The 21,042-nt window shown below is 43.9% G+C and carries 17 protein-coding genes and 1 tRNA gene; 11 read left to right on the top strand and 7 right to left on the bottom strand.

The window, feature by feature from the left end:
* Positions 1-10: 10 nt before the first annotated feature.
* The 7 genes from prfA (at position 11) to ybaK (ending at position 7,068) form a co-directional block, all read left to right on the top strand.
* Positions 11-1,099, top strand: coding sequence for a peptide chain release factor 1 (gene prfA, locus ACED42_RS12240; protein ID WP_009848728.1), 1,089 nt, complete (start codon positions 11-13; stop codon positions 1,097-1,099).
* Positions 1,100-1,104: 5 nt separating this feature from the next.
* Positions 1,105-1,977 (top strand): peptide chain release factor N(5)-glutamine methyltransferase, encoded by an 873-nt coding sequence (prmC, locus tag ACED42_RS12235; RefSeq protein ID WP_371702718.1) that lies wholly within the window; start codon positions 1,105-1,107, stop codon positions 1,975-1,977.
* Positions 1,978-2,167: 190 nt separating this feature from the next.
* A complete protein-coding gene (locus tag ACED42_RS12230; RefSeq protein ID WP_009848726.1) occupies positions 2,168-2,551 on the top strand; it encodes a SirB2 family protein in 384 nt (127 codons plus the stop codon).
* A gap of 27 nt (positions 2,552-2,578) precedes the next feature.
* A complete protein-coding gene (locus ACED42_RS12225) occupies positions 2,579-3,388 on the top strand; it encodes a SirB1 family protein (protein WP_371702717.1) in 810 nt (269 codons plus the stop codon).
* Between the two features lie 22 nt (positions 3,389-3,410).
* Entirely contained in the window at positions 3,411-4,265 is an 855-nt protein-coding gene (gene kdsA / locus ACED42_RS12220) for a 3-deoxy-8-phosphooctulonate synthase (protein WP_371702715.1), read from the top strand.
* Positions 4,266-4,814: 549 nt separating this feature from the next.
* A complete protein-coding gene (gene ushA / locus ACED42_RS12215) occupies positions 4,815-6,476 on the top strand; it encodes a bifunctional UDP-sugar hydrolase/5'-nucleotidase UshA (protein ID WP_029223112.1) in 1,662 nt (553 codons plus the stop codon).
* A gap of 118 nt (positions 6,477-6,594) precedes the next feature.
* Positions 6,595-7,068, top strand: coding sequence for a Cys-tRNA(Pro) deacylase (gene ybaK / locus ACED42_RS12210; protein ID WP_017103969.1), 474 nt, complete (start codon positions 6,595-6,597; stop codon positions 7,066-7,068).
* Between the two features lie 106 nt (positions 7,069-7,174).
* Here the strand turns inward: ybaK and rluF are convergent, their stop codons facing one another.
* The 3 genes from rluF to ACED42_RS12195 form a co-directional block, all read right to left on the bottom strand.
* Positions 7,175-8,314 carry a 23S rRNA pseudouridine(2604) synthase RluF gene (gene rluF, locus ACED42_RS12205; RefSeq protein ID WP_009848721.1) on the bottom strand — a complete coding sequence of 380 codons (1,140 nt, stop codon included), beginning with the start codon at positions 8,312-8,314 and terminating at the stop codon, positions 7,175-7,177.
* 177 nt (positions 8,315-8,491) lie between these two features.
* Entirely contained in the window at positions 8,492-9,073 is a 582-nt protein-coding gene (gene smrA / locus ACED42_RS12200) for a DNA endonuclease SmrA (protein ID WP_009848720.1), read from the bottom strand.
* Positions 9,074-9,240: 167 nt separating this feature from the next.
* Complete coding sequence (locus tag ACED42_RS12195; RefSeq protein ID WP_004736246.1) at positions 9,241-9,381, bottom strand: DUF3149 domain-containing protein; 141 nt, start codon at positions 9,379-9,381, stop codon at positions 9,241-9,243.
* Between the two features lie 255 nt (positions 9,382-9,636).
* On the opposite strand from ACED42_RS12195, the gene ACED42_RS12190 reads away from it, so the two are divergent.
* Positions 9,637-9,713: transfer RNA gene (locus tag ACED42_RS12190), tRNA-Pro, on the top strand.
* Between the two features lie 391 nt (positions 9,714-10,104).
* On the opposite strand, the gene ACED42_RS12185 is transcribed toward ACED42_RS12190, so the two are convergent.
* Positions 10,105-10,527, bottom strand: coding sequence for a hypothetical protein (locus ACED42_RS12185; protein WP_371702713.1), 423 nt, complete (start codon positions 10,525-10,527; stop codon positions 10,105-10,107).
* Positions 10,528-10,648: 121 nt separating this feature from the next.
* A complete protein-coding gene (locus ACED42_RS12180; protein WP_371702711.1) occupies positions 10,649-11,536 on the bottom strand; it encodes a TraB/GumN family protein in 888 nt (295 codons plus the stop codon).
* Positions 11,537-11,940: 404 nt separating this feature from the next.
* On the opposite strand from ACED42_RS12180, the gene ACED42_RS12175 reads away from it, so the two are divergent.
* Both ACED42_RS12175 and ACED42_RS12170 read left to right on the top strand, forming a co-directional pair.
* Entirely contained in the window at positions 11,941-14,592 is a 2,652-nt protein-coding gene (locus ACED42_RS12175) for a beta-N-acetylhexosaminidase (RefSeq protein WP_371702710.1), read from the top strand.
* Positions 14,593-15,125: 533 nt separating this feature from the next.
* On the top strand, positions 15,126-15,782 hold the full coding sequence (locus tag ACED42_RS12170) for an oligogalacturonate-specific porin KdgM family protein (RefSeq protein WP_019824160.1): 657 nt from the start codon (positions 15,126-15,128) through the stop codon (positions 15,780-15,782).
* Positions 15,783-16,029: 247 nt separating this feature from the next.
* Here the strand turns inward: ACED42_RS12170 and ACED42_RS12165 are convergent, their stop codons facing one another.
* Together ACED42_RS12165 and ACED42_RS12160 are read right to left on the bottom strand one after the other, a co-directional pair.
* Positions 16,030-16,470 (bottom strand): DUF411 domain-containing protein, encoded by a 441-nt coding sequence (locus ACED42_RS12165; protein ID WP_065675626.1) that lies wholly within the window; start codon positions 16,468-16,470, stop codon positions 16,030-16,032.
* Positions 16,460-19,243, bottom strand: coding sequence for a copper-translocating P-type ATPase (locus tag ACED42_RS12160; protein WP_371702708.1), 2,784 nt, complete (start codon positions 19,241-19,243; stop codon positions 16,460-16,462). The genes ACED42_RS12165 and ACED42_RS12160 overlap by 11 nt, the downstream gene beginning before the upstream one ends.
* A 331-nt stretch (positions 19,244-19,574) precedes the next feature.
* On the opposite strand from ACED42_RS12160, the gene gltX reads away from it, so the two are divergent.
* A complete protein-coding gene (gene gltX / locus ACED42_RS12155) occupies positions 19,575-21,002 on the top strand; it encodes a glutamate--tRNA ligase (RefSeq protein ID WP_017069020.1) in 1,428 nt (475 codons plus the stop codon).
* The last annotated feature ends 40 nt before the right edge of the window (positions 21,003-21,042 follow it).

Here is a 21,042-nt window from a genome sequence, read left to right as displayed (position 1 = left end):
ATAAGACATTATGAAAGCCTCGATTCTAATAAAGCTTGAAACACTTGTTGAACGCTATGAAGAAGTTCAACATCTACTTGGTGATCCCGATGTACTTGGGAATCAAGATAAATTCCGTGCCTTGTCAAAAGAGTATTCTCAATTAGAAGAGGTGACGGGGTGCTTTAAATCATACCAGCAAGCTCAAGAAGATTTAGAAGCTGCTGAAGAGATGGCAAATGAAGACGACGCAGAAATGCGTGAAATGGCTCAAGAAGAAATCAAAGATGCGAAAGCGAACATTGAACGTCTGACTGATGAGCTGCAAATTCTTCTGATTCCAAAAGATCCAAACGATGAGCGTAACTGTTTCTTAGAGATTCGTGCCGGCGCAGGTGGTGATGAAGCGGGTATCTTTGCGGGTAACCTTTTCCGTATGTACTCTAAGTTTGCCGAGAAAAAAGGCTGGCGCGTCGAAGTGATGAGCAGCAATGTTTCAGAGCAGGGCGGCTTTAAAGAGATGATCGCTAAAATCAGTGGCGATGCTGTTTATGGCACAATGAAGTTCGAGTCTGGTGGTCACCGTGTACAACGTGTACCTGAGACTGAATCACAAGGTCGTGTTCATACGTCTGCATGTACCGTTGCGGTTATGCCTGAGATTCCAGAAGCAGATCTGCCAGAGATCAAAGCTGGCGACCTTAAGATTGATACTTTCCGTGCATCTGGCGCGGGTGGTCAGCACGTTAACACCACGGATTCAGCAATCCGTATTACTCACTTACCAACAGGTACAGTAGTAGAGTGTCAAGACGAGCGTTCTCAGCATAAAAACAAAGCGAAAGCGATGGCTGTTCTTGCGGCTCGTATCGTTCAAGCTGAAGAAGAGCGTCGTGCTGCTGCGATTTCAGATACACGTCGTAACCTATTAGGTTCTGGTGACCGTAGTGACCGTATTCGTACGTACAACTACCCTCAAGGCCGTGTTTCTGATCACCGCATCAACTTAACTATCTACCGCCTGAACGAAGTTCTAGAGGGTGATATGCAAAGCCTGCTTGATCCTGTTCTACAAGAGCACCAAGCCGATCAACTAGCAGCACTTGCTGAGCACAACTAATTACTATGCAGTCAGCATATACGGTTGAAAGTGCTTTAAAGTCAGCAATCGTACAGCTTCAAGAGGGCGATAACACGTCGCCCTCGATTGATGCTGCGGTACTGCTTTGTCACGCCTTAGATAAACCTAGATCTTACCTACTGACTTGGCCTGAGAAGCATCTCACTTCAGAACAAGAATCCGAATTCCATATCCTTCTAAAACGTCGCTTAACCGGTGAGCCTGTGGCTTATATTGTTGGTGAACGTGAGTTTTGGTCGCTGCCGTTAAAAGTCTCTCCTTCTACTTTAATCCCGCGTCCAGATACGGAACGTTTGGTTGAAGTGGCGTTAGACAAAACGTATGGCAAGCAAGGTGCGATTCTCGATTTAGGAACTGGTACAGGTGCGATTGCTTTGGCATTGGCGTCTGAGATGCCGAACCGACCAGTGACGGGAATTGATCTTCGTCCGGAAGCGCAACAACTTGCGACAGAAAACGCTCAGCGATTAAATATCACTAACGCCACTTTTTTACATGGCAGTTGGTTTGAGCCTTTGAACCTGGCTAACTCTGAAAAAGAAGCGGTCAAGTTCTCGTTGATTGTCTCTAACCCACCTTACATTGAGAAGAATGACCCTCATTTATCTCAAGGTGATGTGCGTTTTGAACCGATCACAGCGTTAGTGGCTGAAGATAAAGGTTTAGCTGATATTCGATACATCTCTGAAAACGCACGAAGCTTTTTAGAAAACGAAGGTTGGTTAGCGTTTGAACACGGTTACGACCAAGGTTTAGCTGTACGTGAGATTATGCAGGCGCTCGGATATCTCGATGTTGTGACAGAGAAAGATTACGGTGGTAATGACCGAGTGACATTGGGTCGTTACTGTTCATAGGCTGCTGTTAATCATCTTGTGAGCAATAGGTGATTAACTTGCTAAATTGATACCTTTAACTCGAAAATACACTTAACTCGATAATGCATTTAACGCAGAAATACAGAGATTTTACGCAGAACTACAGAGCATTAACGGGTATTGTGTGGCTTGTGTTAACGAAAGACATATAAAAATATAAAGGAATACCATGTACGAAGGTTTAAAACATTTTCACCTATTAACGATTGCTATAAGCGCACTGCTTCTTTCGATTCGTTTCGCTCTTATGATGGCTAACTCACCGAAGCTTAAGCATCCTTTCTTACAGCGTTTCCCTCATATCAATGACTCATTGCTGTTGCTTTCGGGTATTGGTTTGATTTTTATCACTGGCTTTATTCCATTTACACCAGCAGCACCCTGGTTAACCGAAAAACTAACCTGTGTTATGGCTTACATCGCATTGGGCTTCTTTGCACTTAAGCTAGGTAAAAACAAGCTACTGAGAGTGTTCTCTTTCTTTGGTGCGCTTGGCTGGTTAGCGATGGCAGGTAAAATTGCAATGACGAAGACACCAACATTTTTCGGTTAATTATCTCCTTATTTCGGTTAACTACCTATGTACGAATTTTTTGATGAAGACTTTGACCAGCTAGAGTTAGCTGAAGGTGCATTGATCTTAAATAAAGCGATTAACCCAGAAACTCAAGACCGTTGGGCAGAACAAGAGTTGGCGAGATTGTTAAAAGACGCCGAGTTTGCTTTGGTTAACGAAACGGATGAACAGCAGAAGTTTGAATCCTTTATTCGACTATTCTTTTATGAGTGGGGTTTTGCTGGGGATAAAGATGCGTATTTTTCTTCGGAAAACGCATTTATCGATAAAGTACTTGAGAGAAAAAAAGGCATTCCAGTGAGTCTTGGTGCGATCTTTCTGTATCTAGGTCGCAAGTTAGGCTTCCCTGTTGAAGGCGTATCTTTCCCAACTCAATTCTTACTTAAAGTGAGTTGGTTCGGGCAAGCTGCTGTATACATTAACCCGTACAACGGCGAGTACGTTGGCGTGCAAACTTTACGAGCATGGCTTATTGGGCATGATGGCCCACTAGCTAAGGTAAAAGCTGAACACTTAGAAGTTGCTGACCACCCAACGATTATTGGTAAGTGGCTAGCGTTACTTAAGAGTGCATTGCTTCGAGAAGAGCGTTATACGCTAGCATTGAAGTGTACCGACCTTGCGTTAACGTTTGTGCCGGATGATCCGTATGAAATCCGCGACCGCGGCTTTATTTATCAGCAGCTAGACTGTCATCAAGTCGCTGCTACGGATTATCAATATTTTATCGACCAATGCCCAGATGACCCTGCATCTGAGCTACTAAAATCTCAAGTGAACGTCATGAACGAAAAGACAGTGGTTGTTCACTAATTAATAATTATTTAGAGAGAATATGATGGAACAGAAAACAGTTCACATTGGCAATATGCCAATTGCTAATGACAAGCCATTTACGCTATTTGCAGGTATGAACGTTCTTGAATCTCGCGATCTAGCTATGCAGATCTGTGAGCACTACGTGAAAGTAACAGAGAAGCTGGGTATCCCTTATGTATTTAAGGCGTCTTTCGACAAAGCAAACCGTAGCTCAGTTCACTCATACCGTGGTCCTGGCATGGAAGAAGGTCTTAAAATTTTCCAAGAGCTGAAAGGTACTTTTGGCGTGAAGATCATTACTGATATTCACACAGAAGCACAAGCTCAGCCTGTTGCTGATGTGGTTGATGTAATCCAACTTCCGGCGTTCCTTGCTCGTCAAACTGATCTTGTTGAAGCAATGGCTAAGACTGGCGCGGTTATCAATGTGAAGAAGCCTCAGTTCATGAGCCCAGATCAAGTGGGTAATATCGTTGATAAGTTTGCTGAGTGTGGCAACGAGAACATCATTCTTTGTGAACGCGGTTCTTGTATGGGTTATGACAACCTAGTAGTTGATATGCTTGGTTTTGGTGTGATGAAGAAATCATCAAACGGTAGCCCAATTATCTTTGACGTGACTCACGCGCTTCAAATGCGTGATCCATCAGGTGCTGCATCTGGCGGTCGTCGTGAGCAAACGGTTGAACTAGCTAAAGCGGGCATTGCGACGGGTATTGCTGGTCTATTTCTTGAGGCACACCCGAACCCGGATCAAGCACGCTGTGATGGCCCATCGGCGCTACCGCTAGATAAGCTAGAACCGTTCTTGAAGCAGATGAAAGCACTTGATGACCTTATCAAAGGCTTCGAGCACATCGAAATCAAATAGTTTTATCTGATGTTAAGTCACTAGTATTAACTAGAGAGTGTTAACTCGTTATTTGATTGTAATAGACAAACGCCCAACTCTTAGAGTTGGGCGTTTTTTAATGGAACATCCGTTTAGTTCACCGAAGCCTCGGCCTATTTGGTCTATGACTAAGCTGTCTGTCTGGCTGTTCACGAACTTGTTTTGCAGTGCGTCAATCTACGATAGGCGATTAAATCCTTGTTAACAGAGCCTCTGATTCCCTAAGAAAGCGCTGTAGGTGTGTGAGGTCTGTCCTGTTTGTAGTTAATTACTGACGTTCATCACACTTTATAAGTAAACGATTGCCTGTGATGCAGGGGAAGTTTGAGTGTAATCTCATAATTTTGTTACACTTAACTGTTGATCTATGCGTGACCAATTCGACATAAATATGAAATCGTCGTGTTACATTTAGAATGTTAATTTAAGATTAGTCATGTTGAAGTCTTATTGTTCGAACTCCAGACAAGGAGTCGCAATGGATTATAGAAAGCAGTGGATTCCCCTAAAAAGTTCAAAGGTATGACAATGAAGCAACGCCTTATTCTAAAGACAGCACTAAGTGCTGCAATCCTAGCTACTTTGGCTGGATGTGCGTCTCAATCAGCTCATGATTGGAACCAAGACGAAACTTATAAGCTAACTATCCTGCATACGAACGACAACCATGGTCGTTTTTGGCAGAACAAATACGGCGAATACGGCATGTCTGCACGTAAAACGCTTGTTGACCAACTTCGTGCAGAAGTTGAAGCAGAAGGCGGTAGCGTGTTGCTTCTATCTGGCGGTGACATCAACACGGGTGTACCAGAGTCAGACCTTCAGGATGCAGAACCTGATTTTAAAGGTATGAATAAAATTGGTTACGATGCAATGGCATTAGGTAACCACGAGTTCGATAACTCACTAGACGTACTGCAAAAACAGATCGACTGGGCAAACTTCCCAATGCTATCTGCAAACATCTACGATAAAGCGACAGGCGAACGTAAATTCCAAGCTTACGAGATGTTTGAAAAGCAAGGTATCAAGATTGCTGTTATCGGTCTAACGACTGAAGATACTGCGAAAATTGGTAACCCAGAATTTATTGCTGGTATCGATTTCCGTGACCCTAAAGAAGAAGCGAAGAAACTGATCGCTGAACTTAAAGAAACAGAAAAACCCGATCTTATCTTCGCTGTGACTCACATGGGTCACTACGAAAATGGTCAGCGTGGTGTTAATGCTCCGGGTGATGTAGCACTAGCTCGTTACCTAAATGAAGGCGATCTAGATATGATCGTTGGTGGTCACTCTCAAGAGCCTGTATGTATGGAAGGCCCTAACGTTGCGAAGCAAAACTTCAAGCCGGGCGATGAGTGTAAACCAGACGTTCAAAACGGTACTTACATCGTTCAAGCTCACGAGTGGGGCAAGTACGTAGGCCGTGCTGATTACGAATTCCGTAACGGCGAACTAGAGATGGTGAGCTACGACTTGGTTCCCGTTAACCTTAAGAAGAAAGTTAAGATTGACGGCAAGAAGCAACGAGTTCTTATTCAAGATGAAATCGCACAAGATCCAGAGCTGCTTGAATTCCTACGTCCTTTCCAAGAACAGGGCCAAGCTCAGTTAGAAGTTCAAATCGCTGAGACAAATGGCAAGCTTGAAGGTGACCGTAACGTAGTTCGCTTCCAACAAACTAATCTGGGTCGTTTGATTGCTACTTCTCACATGGAGCGTGCAAAAGCAGACTTCGCTGTGATGAACTCTGGTGGCGTTCGTGACTCAATTGAAGCCGGCGATGTGACTTATAAAGATGTACTAACAGTACAGCCTTTTGCAAACATCCTGACTTACACTGATATGACAGGTAAAGAAGTTCTAGATTACCTAAACGTAGTGGCGACTAAACCTGTTGATTCAGGTGCTTATGCACAGTTTGCAGGTATTTCTATGACTGTTGCTGACGGTGAAGTATCGAATGTCTTCATCGGTGGCAAGCAGCTTCGTTTAGACGAAACATACCGCTTTACGGTACCAAGCTTTAACGCTGCTGGCGGTGACGGTTACCCTAAACTGTCTGATCACCCAGGCTTTGTGAACACAGGTTTTGTTGACGCTGAAGTACTAAAAGAGTACCTAGAAGCAAACAGCCCTGTTGATGTGAACAAGTACGCGCCTTCAGGTCAAATGGTTTACAAGTAATTGAATCCAGTTAATTGAATCATTAGGTGCTAAATTAGATTGACTCTAGCACCATGATAAATTTAACTAAAGCGACGCCTCGGCGTCGCTTTTTGTTTATCTATCGTTTGGATTTGTTATGACCCCTGCAATCAATCTCGCCAAGAAAAAGAAAATCGCTCACAGTGTGCATCAGTATCATCATGATACAAATAACACGAATTATGGATTAGAGGCTGTCGAAGCGCTTGGTCAAGATCCCAAACGTGTATTCAAAACGCTTTTGTTCAGCTTGAATGGTGTGGCGAAAGATTTGGCGGTTGCCGTTATTCCCGTCGATAAGAAGCTAAATCTAAAGTTTGCAGCAAAAGCGGCGAAAGGTAAAAAAGCAGAGATGGCTGATCCAGATATTGCTCAGAAAACGACAGGTTATGTGGTGGGAGGAATCAGTCCTCTTGGTCAGAAAAAAGCATTGCCTACCTTTGTTCATTTCAGTGCTACCGATTTTGAAACGATATGTGTGAGTGCAGGGAAGAGAGGGTTAGAGATCGAGCTAGACCCGAAAGACTTAGTACTACTTACGCGTGGTCAGTTTGCTGAACTATGCCTGTAGCTTGTGCTTTCCATAACGATAAACGTACATGATCATAAATAAAACGCCCGCTAGACTAATCTAGCGGGCGTTTCTTTATCGACAGTCCCGTTTGAAAGGGTTCTGACTACTTTTTCAAACCTAAAGTACCACCAACACGTTTCGTTACAGGCTTGTTCGGTCTGTTTGAATCTGGACTGCGGTTTGTCGGTTTACCGCTTCTACGTTCGTTATTGTCGCGATCTGTGCGATTGCGATCCGAACGGTTTTTATCTGAATTAGAACGCTCTGAACGAGAGTTTGATTTCCAGTTCTCGGTATTGCCACCGCCACCGCTTTCACCGTTCGATGAGTTACGGCCACGCTTTGAGTTAGGCGCATGACGGAATTCATCCGCATTGTTACCGCGATAAGTGCGAGTACGGTTCTCGTTTTGATTACGGCGCGCTGTTGAAGTTTGGTTCTCTTCACGGCTATCAAAAAGTTTCGCGTCAGTCGCTTTACGAATGCGTTGACCCTTCGCGTTCATTTTTGACGCATCTTCAGTACTTACTGAGCCTTCACACATCGCCAAGATTTCAGTAATCTCTTCGTCGCTCAGGTAGCGCCATTTTCCGTTAGGAATGCCGTCTAATGAGATGTTCATAATACGAACACGGCGAAGCTTAAATACTTCATATCCGAGAGCTTCACACATACGGCGAATCTGACGGTTAAGGCCTTGCGTTAATGTGATGCGAAACGAGAACTTGGTCTCTTTCTCTACCTTACATGGCAAGGTAACAGTATCGAGAATATGAACGCCAGCGCCCATTTGCTTCAAGAACTCAGTCGTAATAGGTTTATCTACACGAACCACGTATTCTTTTTCGTGGTTGTTACCTGCACGTAGGATTTTGTTTACGATATCGCCATCGTTGGTCAAGAAGATAAGACCATCAGAAGGCTTATCTAGACGACCAATAGGGAATATACGCTTGTGGTGACCTATAAAGTCGACGATGTTGCCTGGAATATCACGCTCAGTAGTACAGGTGATACCTGTTGGTTTATTAAGAGCAATGTAGATCGGCTTTTCTCTTGAACGAACAGGTTTATTGTCGATCTCAACATCATCACCAGGCAAGACTTTAGTGCCCATTTCAGGGATCTTACCGTTAATAGTAACTCGGCCAGCATCAATGAGTTTGTCGGCTTCGCGGCGTGAGCAAAAACCAGTTTCACTGATGTATTTATTAAGGCGTTTAGCTTGGGATTCTTGTGACATGATATTCTCTTAGCGTTTCACAACGGAAATATAGATAAACAAAAAGCAACCTCTGAATAGTTGCTTTGAGTTGGGATTCGTTAACTGAGGACAATTTTAGCACTTGGTGTGAGTCTAGGCACGAAATATCGCTCTTGATGCAAGACCGCTATTAGCTTACTTATCTATCTCAACTTATCAACTGCTGCGCTTTTGATGGCGCTCTCTGTTCTCTAGCTTTTTGTCATTACTCTTTCTGAGCATGACATAGACCGCACCTGTACCACCGTGAAATTGCTGAGCTGAATGAACACATTGAACATCGTTAATTTGTGTTAGCCAATTTGCCACGTAGCTTTTCATCATTGCTGGTGGATTCGAACGCTCACCTTTACCGTGGACAATGATAACGGTGCGAACATCCATTCTTAAACACTGGCGTAAAAATGAGAGTACTTCGTTACGAGCGTCTTTCAGTGTTTTCCTGTGAAGGTCGAGTTTGGCTTGAATTGGATACTTGCCCAAGCGCAGCTTTTTGTATACGCCTTCTTGTACGCCATCTTTTTTATAAGCAATGACATCGTCAGGTTTGATCATTGGAGAGTAGTCTAATGATAAGTAGTCTTTCTCGTCGTCAGACAGCCACATAGCGGCTTCACGCTTAGCAAGGTGAGATTCTGTGACTCGGTGTACTTTCTGGTGTTCGGCGGTGTCATGGTCGATACGTTTAACATCGCCCATCATTTCTTGGAATAGATCTAAGTCGTCATCATGAGACATAGTGTGTATCTCAAGTTGGATAAGGATAGGGTAAGTATACCTAAGTTGAGGCCGGGTTTAAAAATGAAAAAACCGGAGAAGACAATAAGTCTGCTCCGGTGCAAAGCGTTTTTACATCCACCCAAAGAAAATGATACTTAAAAGTAGATGACTTAGGCTGAGCGATTCTAGTGAGGAGATTTTTCAGTCATAACTTTGTAGATGAAGAAGCCTCCATAGAACATCATGAGACCCAGAGCCCCGAATATTACTATCATTGAAGATAGCCCCACCGCATTACCAAATAGGAGTTCTAGCCAAAAGTCCATGTGTATACCTCAAAGTTATATGACACGAGTTAGTGTATTAACTGGTGTTATCAATTCACTGATCTGGATCAATCCTGTTTCATAAGTTAAATACTTGTTGGTAACTGTGTGTTTTTCGTCACATTGGCATTTCACTTGTACGTCTTTTGTTCGAACGATTCGATATTGTAAAAAAGAGTGAAAAAAGCCCTTGCGGATAAACTCAGAATCCGTATTATACGCTTCATCGACAGGCAATCAGCCAGTTAGATATCTCGGTGAATAGCGCAGCTTGGTAGCGCATCTGGTTTGGGACCAGAGGGTCGGGGGTTCGAATCCCTCTTCACCGACCACATTAAGAAAGCCTGCTCAATGAGCAGGCTTTCGTCGTTTTAGAGCGTAGAAAATAGGATTAGAACCAAAGTGGGGTTCGCCTGATGTTCAAAATAAGCTCTTCACCGACCATATTTAGAGAGCCTGCTCAATGAGCAGGCTTTTGTCGTTTTAGATCATGGAAATAGGATCAGAACCAAAGTGGGGTTCGCCTGATGTTCAAAATAAGCTCTTCACTGCCACATTGAAGAAAGCCGTAGCACTCTCGTAATAGAGGGGGCTACGGCTTTTTTGCATTTTGGTATATGTGTCATTCCCTAGAGCGACGAAGGAGTGAGTCGGAAATCTCTTGTTGTTCTAAACATCCCGCATAGAGAAAGGATTGACTCAATAAGCCAGCCGAAAATCTGTTTACTTCACATCACACGTGATGTTCTTGATTGGCGTCTCTGAAGTAGCAAAGCAAACATACGCTTCAACAGGGTTATTTCGACCAATTCGAATGTAACCCGCCTGTATTTCATCTTCGTTAAACGTCACCGAGTGAGAGTTACTCGTTTGGCCATCGTAAAAGCTCGCTTCAAATTTTCTATTCATTTGGCTCGCGATACGGTTGCGTGTCGTCGATGTAATGAACGTAATATTGGCACAGCGCATCGGTGGCTTCTCAGTGATCAGAAACTGGCCGCTTTCTTTATCTAACACACCGCCTTTTGTATCCGGTTGAATGTCTATCGCCTGAAACTGTTCGATGGTACAAGTTTCTTTAGCCGTCACTACCGTAGGCGTGAGGATCGCTAGGGCTAAAGGTAAAGCAAAGAGTACTAGTTTCATGAGAACAACACCGTATATAAAAAGAGCGAAAGATAATAACACCGTTATGGTGCGATTAAGTGTAATGATTCAGTTATTAAGTAATGGTTATATTATGAGAAGGTCATGGTATCGAATTTAGTTAGTTGTCGTCACTAGTCTCAAATTGACACCGGGCCTGTTGGCTTTGTGATTGTTGAGTGACATTGAAACCTTTCTCTTCTAACAACTGCAATAAGTTACCTTCTCCTATTAGGTGCAAGGCGCCAACCACAATTAAGTAGCTCTCTTTCGAGTCAAGTTTCCAATCATTGGCGGATAGTTTGTTTGCCCAGTCTATATTGCGATCGGTTAAAAATGCTTTCTCTAGTTCAGGTGACATCTCAGACAGCTCTGCGAAAGCTTCTAGCTTCGCTAAATCACCCGCTTTCCAGCTTTCGATTAAGCAATGAACCACACGATCAGTTTGGTCAAACTCTTCAAGGCTACTGACTAACCACTCCTTACCGTCGTCCTTTTGTTTTGTCATCAGGTCTATTTGGAATTGAAGCGGCTCTAAGCTGATAACGGGAACATCTTGGATAGTCGCTTTGTAAGCTAGCGTCGCATCAACGCCGCCGGCGGAGCCATAACCGAGTTTTTTTAACTGCTGCATCTGTATAGAAAGAGATGTCGCCCAAGGCGGTGAGCTAAGCAGTTGTTGCGTCGGCATGTCCAATGATTTTGAGATGTCGGTTAATAATCGCAGCTGTTCTTCATTGAGTACATCGGCTGTAGTGAGTTTGTTTCGGGGATATACAACGTCATCAGACTTTCTGATATCCGTTTCGATAACTAAGCCATCACTGTTTTTTAGCGCGTCGGTGATGGCCGAAGGAAGTGGGTACATACTCTCGTCTCCCACGTGCACAGAACCTAAGATAGTAAGCGTCAGATCATCCGTTTTGGCTTGCCAATAAAGAGGTTCGGCCACAGCTTGTCTGGCTGAAAATGCGAGAACGAATAAAGTTACGTACCAAAATGTGCGCAAGGAAAGCTCCTATTAAAAGATATGAACTCGTTAAAATTGATTTTGACGGCGTTTTTTAACGGTTTTTTTTGAGAACGATGTCACGTTGTTTGTACGAAAAGTATAACAACACGAACAAACTCTTAAACCTTTCTCTCTATCAACAACACGATTTTATGAAATCCGTTAAAAAGATTGTGATTCATTTCTCAATTTTTACGTCAAAATAAAAATGACGGAAGTGCCGTGGATTGTAACTTTATGATTTTAATATAATTAATTTTATCAGTGTTTTTTAGATTTGAAGCTGATCACTTTATTAACCTGATTTAATTCACGGCAAAAAATAAGCCCATATAGTTTATCTAACTTTCGAAGCGCTCCACTTTGCTTCTGACTCAATTTTAAATTTATGGGTGAATACGATGTTGAAGAGAAACTTACTATCTGTAGCGGTACTGGCTGGTTTGACGGGTTGTGCTGTAACGCAAGCACCTGAGCAACAGGTGGTTAATGCACTGGCTGATAACCTTGATGTGCAATATGAAATTCTAACCAATCACGTTGCGAATGAAGGCATGGCTTGTCAGGACCTAGGTGCTGAGTGGGCGTCATGTAATAAAGTGAACATGACTCTGACCAATGACGGTGAAGCGATTGATTCGAAAGATTGGACTATCTACTTCCATAGTATTCGCCTTATTTTAGATGTTGATAACGAACAATTTAAAATCACTCGTGTAACGGGTGACCTACACAAACTAGAACCTACAGATAAGTTCGATGGTTTTGCCGCTGGTGAAGAAGTGATTCTTCCGTTAACGAGTGAGTACTGGCAACTGTTTGAAACTGACTTTATGCCGGGTGCATTCGTAACTGCGCCAAACGCAGAACCTAAGATGATTGCTTCATTGAATACTGAAGATGTCGCGTCGTTCGTAACAGGTTTGGAAGGAAACCACCTTAAGCGTACACCTGATGACAACAATGTCATGGCGACTGCGGTTACGCGTTTCGAAAAGAATGCGGATCTAGCAACGCAAGACGTTTCAACAACGCTTTTACCAACCCCAATGTCGGTAGAAGCGGGGGAAGGTTCAGTGAGTATTGCTGGTGGTATCGCCCTACCTAAAGAGGCATTCGATGCTGAGCAGTTCGCTGCAATTGAAGAACGTGCAGATGTGGTAAACGTAGATGTGAGTGGCGACCTACCTGTTAGTGTTGCCGTTGTTCCTACTCAGTTTACGGGTGATTTAGCAAAATCTGGCGCTTATGAACTAAGCATCTCGGAAGAGGGGATTGCGATTAAAGCGTTTGATAAAACAGGTGCTTTCTACGCAGTTCAGTCTATTTTTGGCCTAATAGACAGTCAGAACGCTGAATCACTACCACAACTGTCGATCAAAGATGCACCACGCTTTGATTACCGTGGTGTGATGGTGGATGTTGCTCGAAACTTTCACTCAAAAGATGCCATCCTAGCGACGCTAGATCAAATGGCTGCATACAAGATGAATAAACTTCACCTTCACTTAACTGATGATGAAGGTTGGCGTTTAGAAATCCCAGGTTTACCAGAGCTAACGGATGTAGGGTCTAATCGTTGTTTTGATTTGGAAGAGCAAAGCTGTTTACTGCCTCAGCTAGGTTCAGGTCCAACAACAGACAACTTTGGCTCTGGTTTCTTTAGTAAAGCGGATTACGTCGAGATCTTAAGCTACGCAAAAGCGCGCAGCATCGAAGTAATTCCAGAAATTGATATGCCAGCACACGCTCGTTCTGCTGTGGTATCAATGGAAGCGCGTTACACTCGCCTAATGGCGGAAGGCAAAGAAGCTGAAGCAAGTGAATATCGCTTGATGGATCCACAAGATACTTCAAACGTGACGACTATTCAGTTCTACGATAAGCACAGCTTCATCAACCCATGTATGGAATCATCGACTCGCTTTGTTGATAAAGTGATTACTGAAATTGCAGCAATGCACAATGAAGCGGGTATGCCGCTAACGACTTGGCACTTTGGTGGTGATGAAGCGAAAAACATCAAGCTAGGCGCAGGCTTTCAAGATGTTGATGCTCAAGACAAAGTGGCATGGAAAGGTAACATTGAGCTAGACAAGCAAGACAAGCCATTCCAACAGTCTCCACAATGTCAGTCTTTGATTGCTGATGGTTCAGTGAGTGATTTTGGTCACCTGCCTGGCTACTTTGCAAAAGAAGTATCAAAAATTGTTGCAGACAAAGGCATTCCACACTTCCAAGCGTGGCAAGATGGCCTGAAATACAGTGAAGGTGAAGAGGCATTTGCAACCGAAAGTACGCGCGTTAACTTCTGGGATGTTCTTTACTGGGGCGGTACTTCATCAGTTTACGACTGGTCTGCGAAAGGGTATGACGTGATTGTTTCTAACCCAGATTACGTATACATGGATATGCCATACGAAGTGGATGCTGCAGAACGTGGTTACTACTGGGCAACGCGTGCAACCGATACTCGTAAGATGTTTGGCTTTGCACCAGAAAACATGCCACAAAACGCAGAAACATCATTAGACCGTGACGGCAATGGCTTCTCTGGTAAAGGCGAAATTGAAGCGAAACCTTTCTATGGTTTGTCTGCACAACTTTGGTCTGAAACGGTACGTACCGACGAGCAATATGAATACATGGTGTTCCCTCGCGTATTGGCAGCAGCAGAGCGCGCATGGCACAGAGCGGATTGGGAAAACGACTACAAAGTGGGTGTTGAGTACTCTCAAGAAACTAACCTAGTGAATAAGCAGACTCTAAACAGCGACTTCAATCGTTTCGCGAATATTGTTGGTCAACGTGAACTGGCTAAGCTTGAAAAGGCTGGCATTGATTACCGACTACCAGTTCCAGGCGCTCAAGTTGTTGATGGCAAGCTAGCGATGAACGTTCAATTCCCAGGAGTAGAACTGCAATACTCTGCTGATGGCGAAAACTGGCTAACGTATGATGAGCAACAACGTCCATCGGTCTCTGGTGAAACTTACATCCGCTCTATTTCAGAAAGTGGTGAGAAAGTAAGTCGAGCTACCTCAGTTAAATAATCGATAAGCACTATTAGTAAAAGAGCTCCTGACCTTTATCTTATTCAAGATAAAACGGGAGCTCTTTTTGTTTGATGCGAATTAGGTGTTTATCCAAAACTGAAACATATAGAAATCGCCTTTGTTTATATCGTCAACAACGCACATAAGGTGACTTTAATCCCAAAAGTGACGCGCTTCTCATTATTCTCTTCAAAAAATAAGTCCCCTGTAAAAAACTCTAAATCAGATGTGATTCAACTATCTGAATCTAATTTTTCTTCATGAAATAACGTGATCCCGATCTGTATATTTTTCCATCTTGAGTTTTTTATCAATTTTTATGTTTTTAAATTATTGATTTTAAAGAGTTAAATAACTTGTCTTTTTTTGATAGTGAGAGGGATCACTCTGTCGCCCCTTTTATTTTGAAACGCAAATTAATTCGAGCAACATAGATTTCATGCCAGGGAGGCGACCAACTACTCAAGCGGTGAAGGTGAATGATGTACCGAAGATATGCCGCTGAAAAAATCAAACTAAGGCAGTTTACTATGAAAAAAATTATCGCTCTAAGTGCTCTTTCTCTTGCTTTCGCTTCTAGTGCTTTTGCTGGTTCTTCTTACGTTACAGGTAACGTTCAATTTCACTCTGATTTCCAACCAAACGCTACGTCTACGCTAGAAGCGGGCCACACGTTTGATTCAGGTACAACGCTACTAACAGAGTTTGATGGTATCTCTCTTGGTAAGTACGACAACGACGCAATCCAAGATAGCGGTCTAGGTAACTCTCCATACATCACTCTTGGTGTTGAGCAGATGTACAACATCAACGACAACCTATGGGTTGCTGCTGGTTACCACCACCTACTAAACAACGGCGAAACGGTTCAGTATCGTCCATTAGTTAAGATCGGTTATAACTTCGACAACGGTATCTCTATCAGCAACCGTACTCGTTACCACGCAATGGAAGACAGCAAAGCTGACGACCAAACTCGTTTTGATAACCGTATCGGCTATGCAGTAAATGCTGAACTAGCGCTTAGCTACAACAACGTATACGTAATCAGCGATGCTGACAACACAATGGACCACGAGCTTCGTGCTACATGGACTCGTCAAGGTGTTCAACCTTACTTTGAGTACCGTAACCAAGCTGATAATGCTAACAACGCATTCGTATTCGGTGCTTCTTACGGCTTCTAAGCTGATTCGCTTAGCTGTTTAGTCGATTCGATTATTAGCTGAATGAACTTCTTTGTTAAATAGCTTGCTAGCTAATTAGCGAGGGGAACATAGCGGTATCAACAGCCCGGTTGGTGCCGCGACAAGATTTGCTTTACTGTCCAAAAGCAAAGAGCCTAGTAAGTAAACCACAGTCTTGGGTTTGCTTGATACTAGGCTCTATTTTTATGACTTCTTTTTTATAGTTGTGTGTTGGTCTGTTTAGGTTCTATTTCCCGTTGTAGTGACGGTATTCAAACACCTGACCTTTTTCATTAAACGCATACACAGAATACTCGTCTTTCTTATCGCCATACTCCATGCCTGGTGAGCCCATTGGCATACCCGGAACCGCCAAACCAATCGCATTACGTGGTGGGTTTTCTAAAAAGGCTTTTACGTCTTCTGCTGGAATGTGACCTTCAAATACATAACCGTCGATCTCTGCGGTGTGGCAAGAAGCCAGCTCTTGTGTTACGCCTAACTTTTGCTTGATAGGGTTCATATCATCGTGGAGCTTCTCTGTTACATCGAACCCGGAATCACGCATATGCTCCGTCCATTCAGTGCAGCAGCCGCAATATGGAGATTTATGGTTTAGCACATCAGTAGCCAAAGCCTGTCCTGAAATTGCAGCGAGTGCAGTAAGAGTCATAACTTTACGAATCATGGTTAACCTCATGAATATGGTTATTATTGATATTAGAATGAGTGGGTTTGAACAATCTCAGCCTGTTGGCGTTGCTTACCACAGTAATTGACGACATCGCCATTGCTGCACCTGCAACTACTGGGCTAAGCAAAAATCCAAAAAGTGGGTAGAGCACACCGGCTGCTATTGGAATTCCTAGCGAGTTGTAGATGAAGGCACCAAATAGGTTTTGCTTCATGTTTCTTACGGTCGCTTGAGATAGCTCGATCGCGTTGCTTACAGACAGTGGCGACGAGTTGAGGAGTGTCATTTGTGCACTTTCAATCGCAACATCACTGCCACTGCCCATTGCGATACCTATGTCGGCCTGAGCAAGCGCTGGTGCATCGTTAATGCCATCTCCAACCATAGCCACACTCTTATATTGTTGTTGAAGCTGAACAATATGCTGAGCTTTCTGCTCTGGTAGTACTTCCGAGATAACCTCATCAATACCGACGCTTTTGCCAATCGCTTGAGCAACAGAATCGTTGTCGCCTGTTAATAGCACAGTGTGAATTCCGGCGGATTTTAGTTGAGCAATGGCTTGTGTGCTATCTATTTTTAATGCGTCTGAAATGCCTAATATGCCTACCAGTTTTTGGTCGATGACTACGAAGATTGGCGTCCATGCTTGTGTACGGCAAAGTTCGATAAAGTCACGGCCTATTTGAGTATCAATACCAAGTTGGGTTAGGTATTTAAGAGAGCCGACTTGGACGTGTTTTCCGTTAATGTTGGCTTGTACTCCAAGGCCTCGGCGGTTTTCAAAGTCGCTGTGTGGGAGTGCTGAAACTTCTAGGTTTTCGGCATACTGACAAACGGCTTTCGCAAGTGGGTGTTCTGAACCGACTTCAACCGAATAGGCGTAAGCCAGCAGTTCTTGTTCTGATAGGTTGTGATAAAACGCCTGCTGAACGCTTGGTTTGCCTTGGGTTAGAGTGCCTGTTTTATCAAACACGACAGCATCGATTTTGCTGGCTGATTGCAACACATCGGCGTCTTTGATTAGAACACCAAGCTCAGCGGCTTTACCTACGCCGACGGTAATAGAAAGCGGAGTCGCTAGGCCTAAGGCACACGGACAAGCGATGATCAGCACGGTAGTCGATACCACAAGCATATAACTTGCACTTGGTTGTGGGCCAACAAAAAACCAAACTAGGGCGGCAACAGCTGCGATCGCGACCACAACGGGTACGAACACGGCAGAAATAGAGTCGGCTAGTTTCGCAATCGCAGGTTTGCTGCTTTGTGCTTGGCGAACCATTTGAATGATGCGTGCCAACATAGTGCTTGAGCCAATTCCTGTCGCTTCAATAACTAAGCTGCCATCACCATTAATAGTGCCCGCTGAAACGCCATCACTCATCGATTTAACGTTGGGAAGTGGTTCACCGGTCAACATGGATTCATCGATGTAAGACTCACCCGATACCACAACACCATCAACTGGCACTTTCTCACCCGGTTTGACGCGTACTTGCATGCCTACTTGGATAGCTTCTACAGCAATAGTTTGTTCTTTGCCATCGACAATCACCACCGCTTTTTGAGGTTGTAGGTTAATCAAAGCTTGTAGTGATTTTGTGGTGCGAGCTTTGGCTTTGGCTTCAATGTAGTGGCCCAAAGAAATTAGACCAACGATCATCGCACTCGCCTCAAAGTAGACATGGCGAGAGGCCTCAGGGAACCATGACGGAATCAACACAACTAGCATGGAGTAGAACCATGCTGCGCCTGTACCCAAAGCAACTAACGTATCCATGGTCGCGCGCTTGTGCATCAGTGATTGCCAAGCATTGGTGAAGAAGCTACGACCTGAAGTGGCTAGCAGCACTAAACAGATCACACCGACTAACCCCCAAGCCAGTTGGTCGTTAAACGTGGCAATGGTCATGCTGCCGCCGAACACTCCCCAAGCCATCAGCGGAGCCCCAAGCAGTAGCGCACTTACTGAATTTCTCAGGAAGGCCTGTTGAGTACGAAGTTGTTGCTCTTGCTGTTTTTGTTGTTGTGTTGCTGCATCGTCAACAAACTCGGCGCCATAACCTGCAGCTTTCACCGATTGGATGAGTTCGTTTTCGATCAGGTCACGTGTTTGAGAGGTGAAAACCAAGGCTGTTTGCTCGGCGAGGTTGATCTGAGCTTGGTCTACGAACTCGTTCTTTTTCAGTGCTTTCTCTACCGAAGAAACACAACTCGCACACGTCATTCCCTCAAGAACAAGGTGATAGGTATATTGGCTAGCAGCAGGTTTATCTTGTGTCGGCTCCACTGGCGCTGTTTTTTTATCGTATTCTGAATCTGAATTAGATAAAGGCTCATTAACTTCTGAGTAGGAAGCCGCGTGATAACCCACGCTTTCGATCAACTCAATAAGCTCGGGTTCTGAAAGCAGAGTAACCAAGGACAATTCATGTTTGCTGATTTCTAGGCCTGAGATTTGCTCGGTTTGTTCAAGTGCTTGAGTCAGCTTGCTAACGCACTTACCGCAGCTAAGACCGGATAACGAAAGGTGCAGTTTATTGCCCATGCTATAACCAAGCGTCGCCAACTGTTCGTTGAGTTGAACGTAATTAATTGGAGTCGAAATATCGATGTATGTCGGCGATATATCATTGATTGTCGTATTGTCGAGTTCAGCAAACAGGGTGCGGACTTTCTTCGCACAACCCATGCAATTTAAGCCGTTGAGCGCGGTTGTGTAGTTGTTCATATCGATACTCCAATTCTCATCTACGCCTAACATAAACCTTCCCGTAAGGGTAAGGTCAAACATAAATTCAAGAATTTGATCTTAGTGGTGCATTAGCTGGTGGATTCAATTTGGGAATGAGAGAGGGGAATAAAGAATGTGCGACTATAATCTACAGGCTAATACCATCGATTTGCTACTTTGAAGACGTAATTAGTCTTTCAATAACAGCTTTCGTACAACAACAGTGCATTAATCATTCACTACTGATTGTAGATTTAAGCGGTGGTGATAAAATAGCGCCCAAAATTTAGTGATATTTTTCTGTTACAGGCTTTGTAATGGCGAGCACTAAAAGAATCACCTACATAATCAAGGTATTTAAATGACGGTTAAAACTCGTTTTGCTCCTAGCCCAACTGGCTATCTTCACGTTGGTGGTGCACGTACTGCACTTTACTCTTGGCTATTCGCTAAAAACCAAGGCGGTGAATTCGTTCTACGTATCGAAGACACAGACCTTGAGCGTAACTCTCAAGAAGCGGTTGATGCAATTCTAGAAGGCATGCAATGGATGGGTATGGAATGGGACGAAGGTCCTTACTACCAATCTAAGCGTTTTGACCGTTACAACGAAATGGTTGATAAGCTACTTGCTGAAGACAAAGCATTCAAATGCTACGCGTCTAAAGAGCTGCTTGATGAAATTCGTGCAGAGCAAGAAGAAAACAAAGAAATGGCTCGCTACGATGCTAACCACCCTAAAATTGTTGCAGCAAACGAAGCAGCAAAAGAAGGCGATGCGTGCGTTATCCGTTTCCGTAACCCTAAAGAAGGCAGCGTAGTATTTGATGACCAAATCCGTGGTCGCATTGAAATCGCAAACAGCCAACTTGATGACCTGATCATTCGTCGTACAGACGGTGCACCAACTTACAACTTCGTAGTAGTAGTGGATGACTGGGACATGGGTATCACACACGTTGTTCGTGGTGAAGACCACATCAACAACACACCTCGTCAAATCAACATCTATGAAGCACTAGGCGCGCCAGTTCCAACGTTCGCTCACTGTGCAATGATTCTTGGTGATGACGGTGCGAAACTTTCTAAGCGTCACGGTGCTGTGTCTGTAATGCAATACCGCGATGAAGGTTACCTACCAAATGCATTAAACAACTATCTAGTTCGTTTAGGCTGGTCTCACGGTGACCAAGAGATCTTCTCTCAAGAAGAGATGATTGAATTCTTCAGCCTGAACGCTATCAGCAAGTCTGCTTCTGCATTCAACACTGATAAGCTACTTTGGTTGAACAACCACTACATCAAGACATCTGAGCCTGAGTACGTTGCAAAATACCTGCAATGGCACCTAGACGCACAGAAGATCGATACAACAAACGGTCCAGCTATCACTGAAGTGATCAAGCTAGTTGGCGAGCGTTGTAACACGCTTATCGAACTTGCTGAGCAATCTCGTTACTTCTACGAAGATTTCTCTGAGTTTGAAGCTGGCGCGGCTAAGAAGCACCTACGTGGTGTTGCTAAAGGCCCATTAGAGCTTGCTCTTGCTAAGGTTGAAGCACTTGAAGATTTCACGACTGCAAACATCAAAGATGGTGTGATTGCAGCGGTATGTGAAGAGCTAGAGATCGGCATGGGTAAAATCGGCATGCCACTTCGCGTAGCAGTAACAGGTGGCGGTCAGTCTCCTTCTGTTGATGCAGTGATGGAGCTTGTTGGTAAAGAGCGCGTAATCGCTCGTATCAAGATGGCTCTTGAGTTCATCGCTGAGCGTGAAGCTAACGCTTAATTTGAGCGATTGATAGAATCAAAAAAGGGTCAGTAACTTG

Origin of the sequence: Vibrio sp. FF145, from assembly GCF_041439075.1 — a bacterium.
GTDB lineage: Bacteria > Pseudomonadota > Gammaproteobacteria > Enterobacterales > Vibrionaceae > Vibrio > Vibrio tasmaniensis_A.
This window is presented reverse-complemented; position numbering and strand designations above follow the sequence as displayed.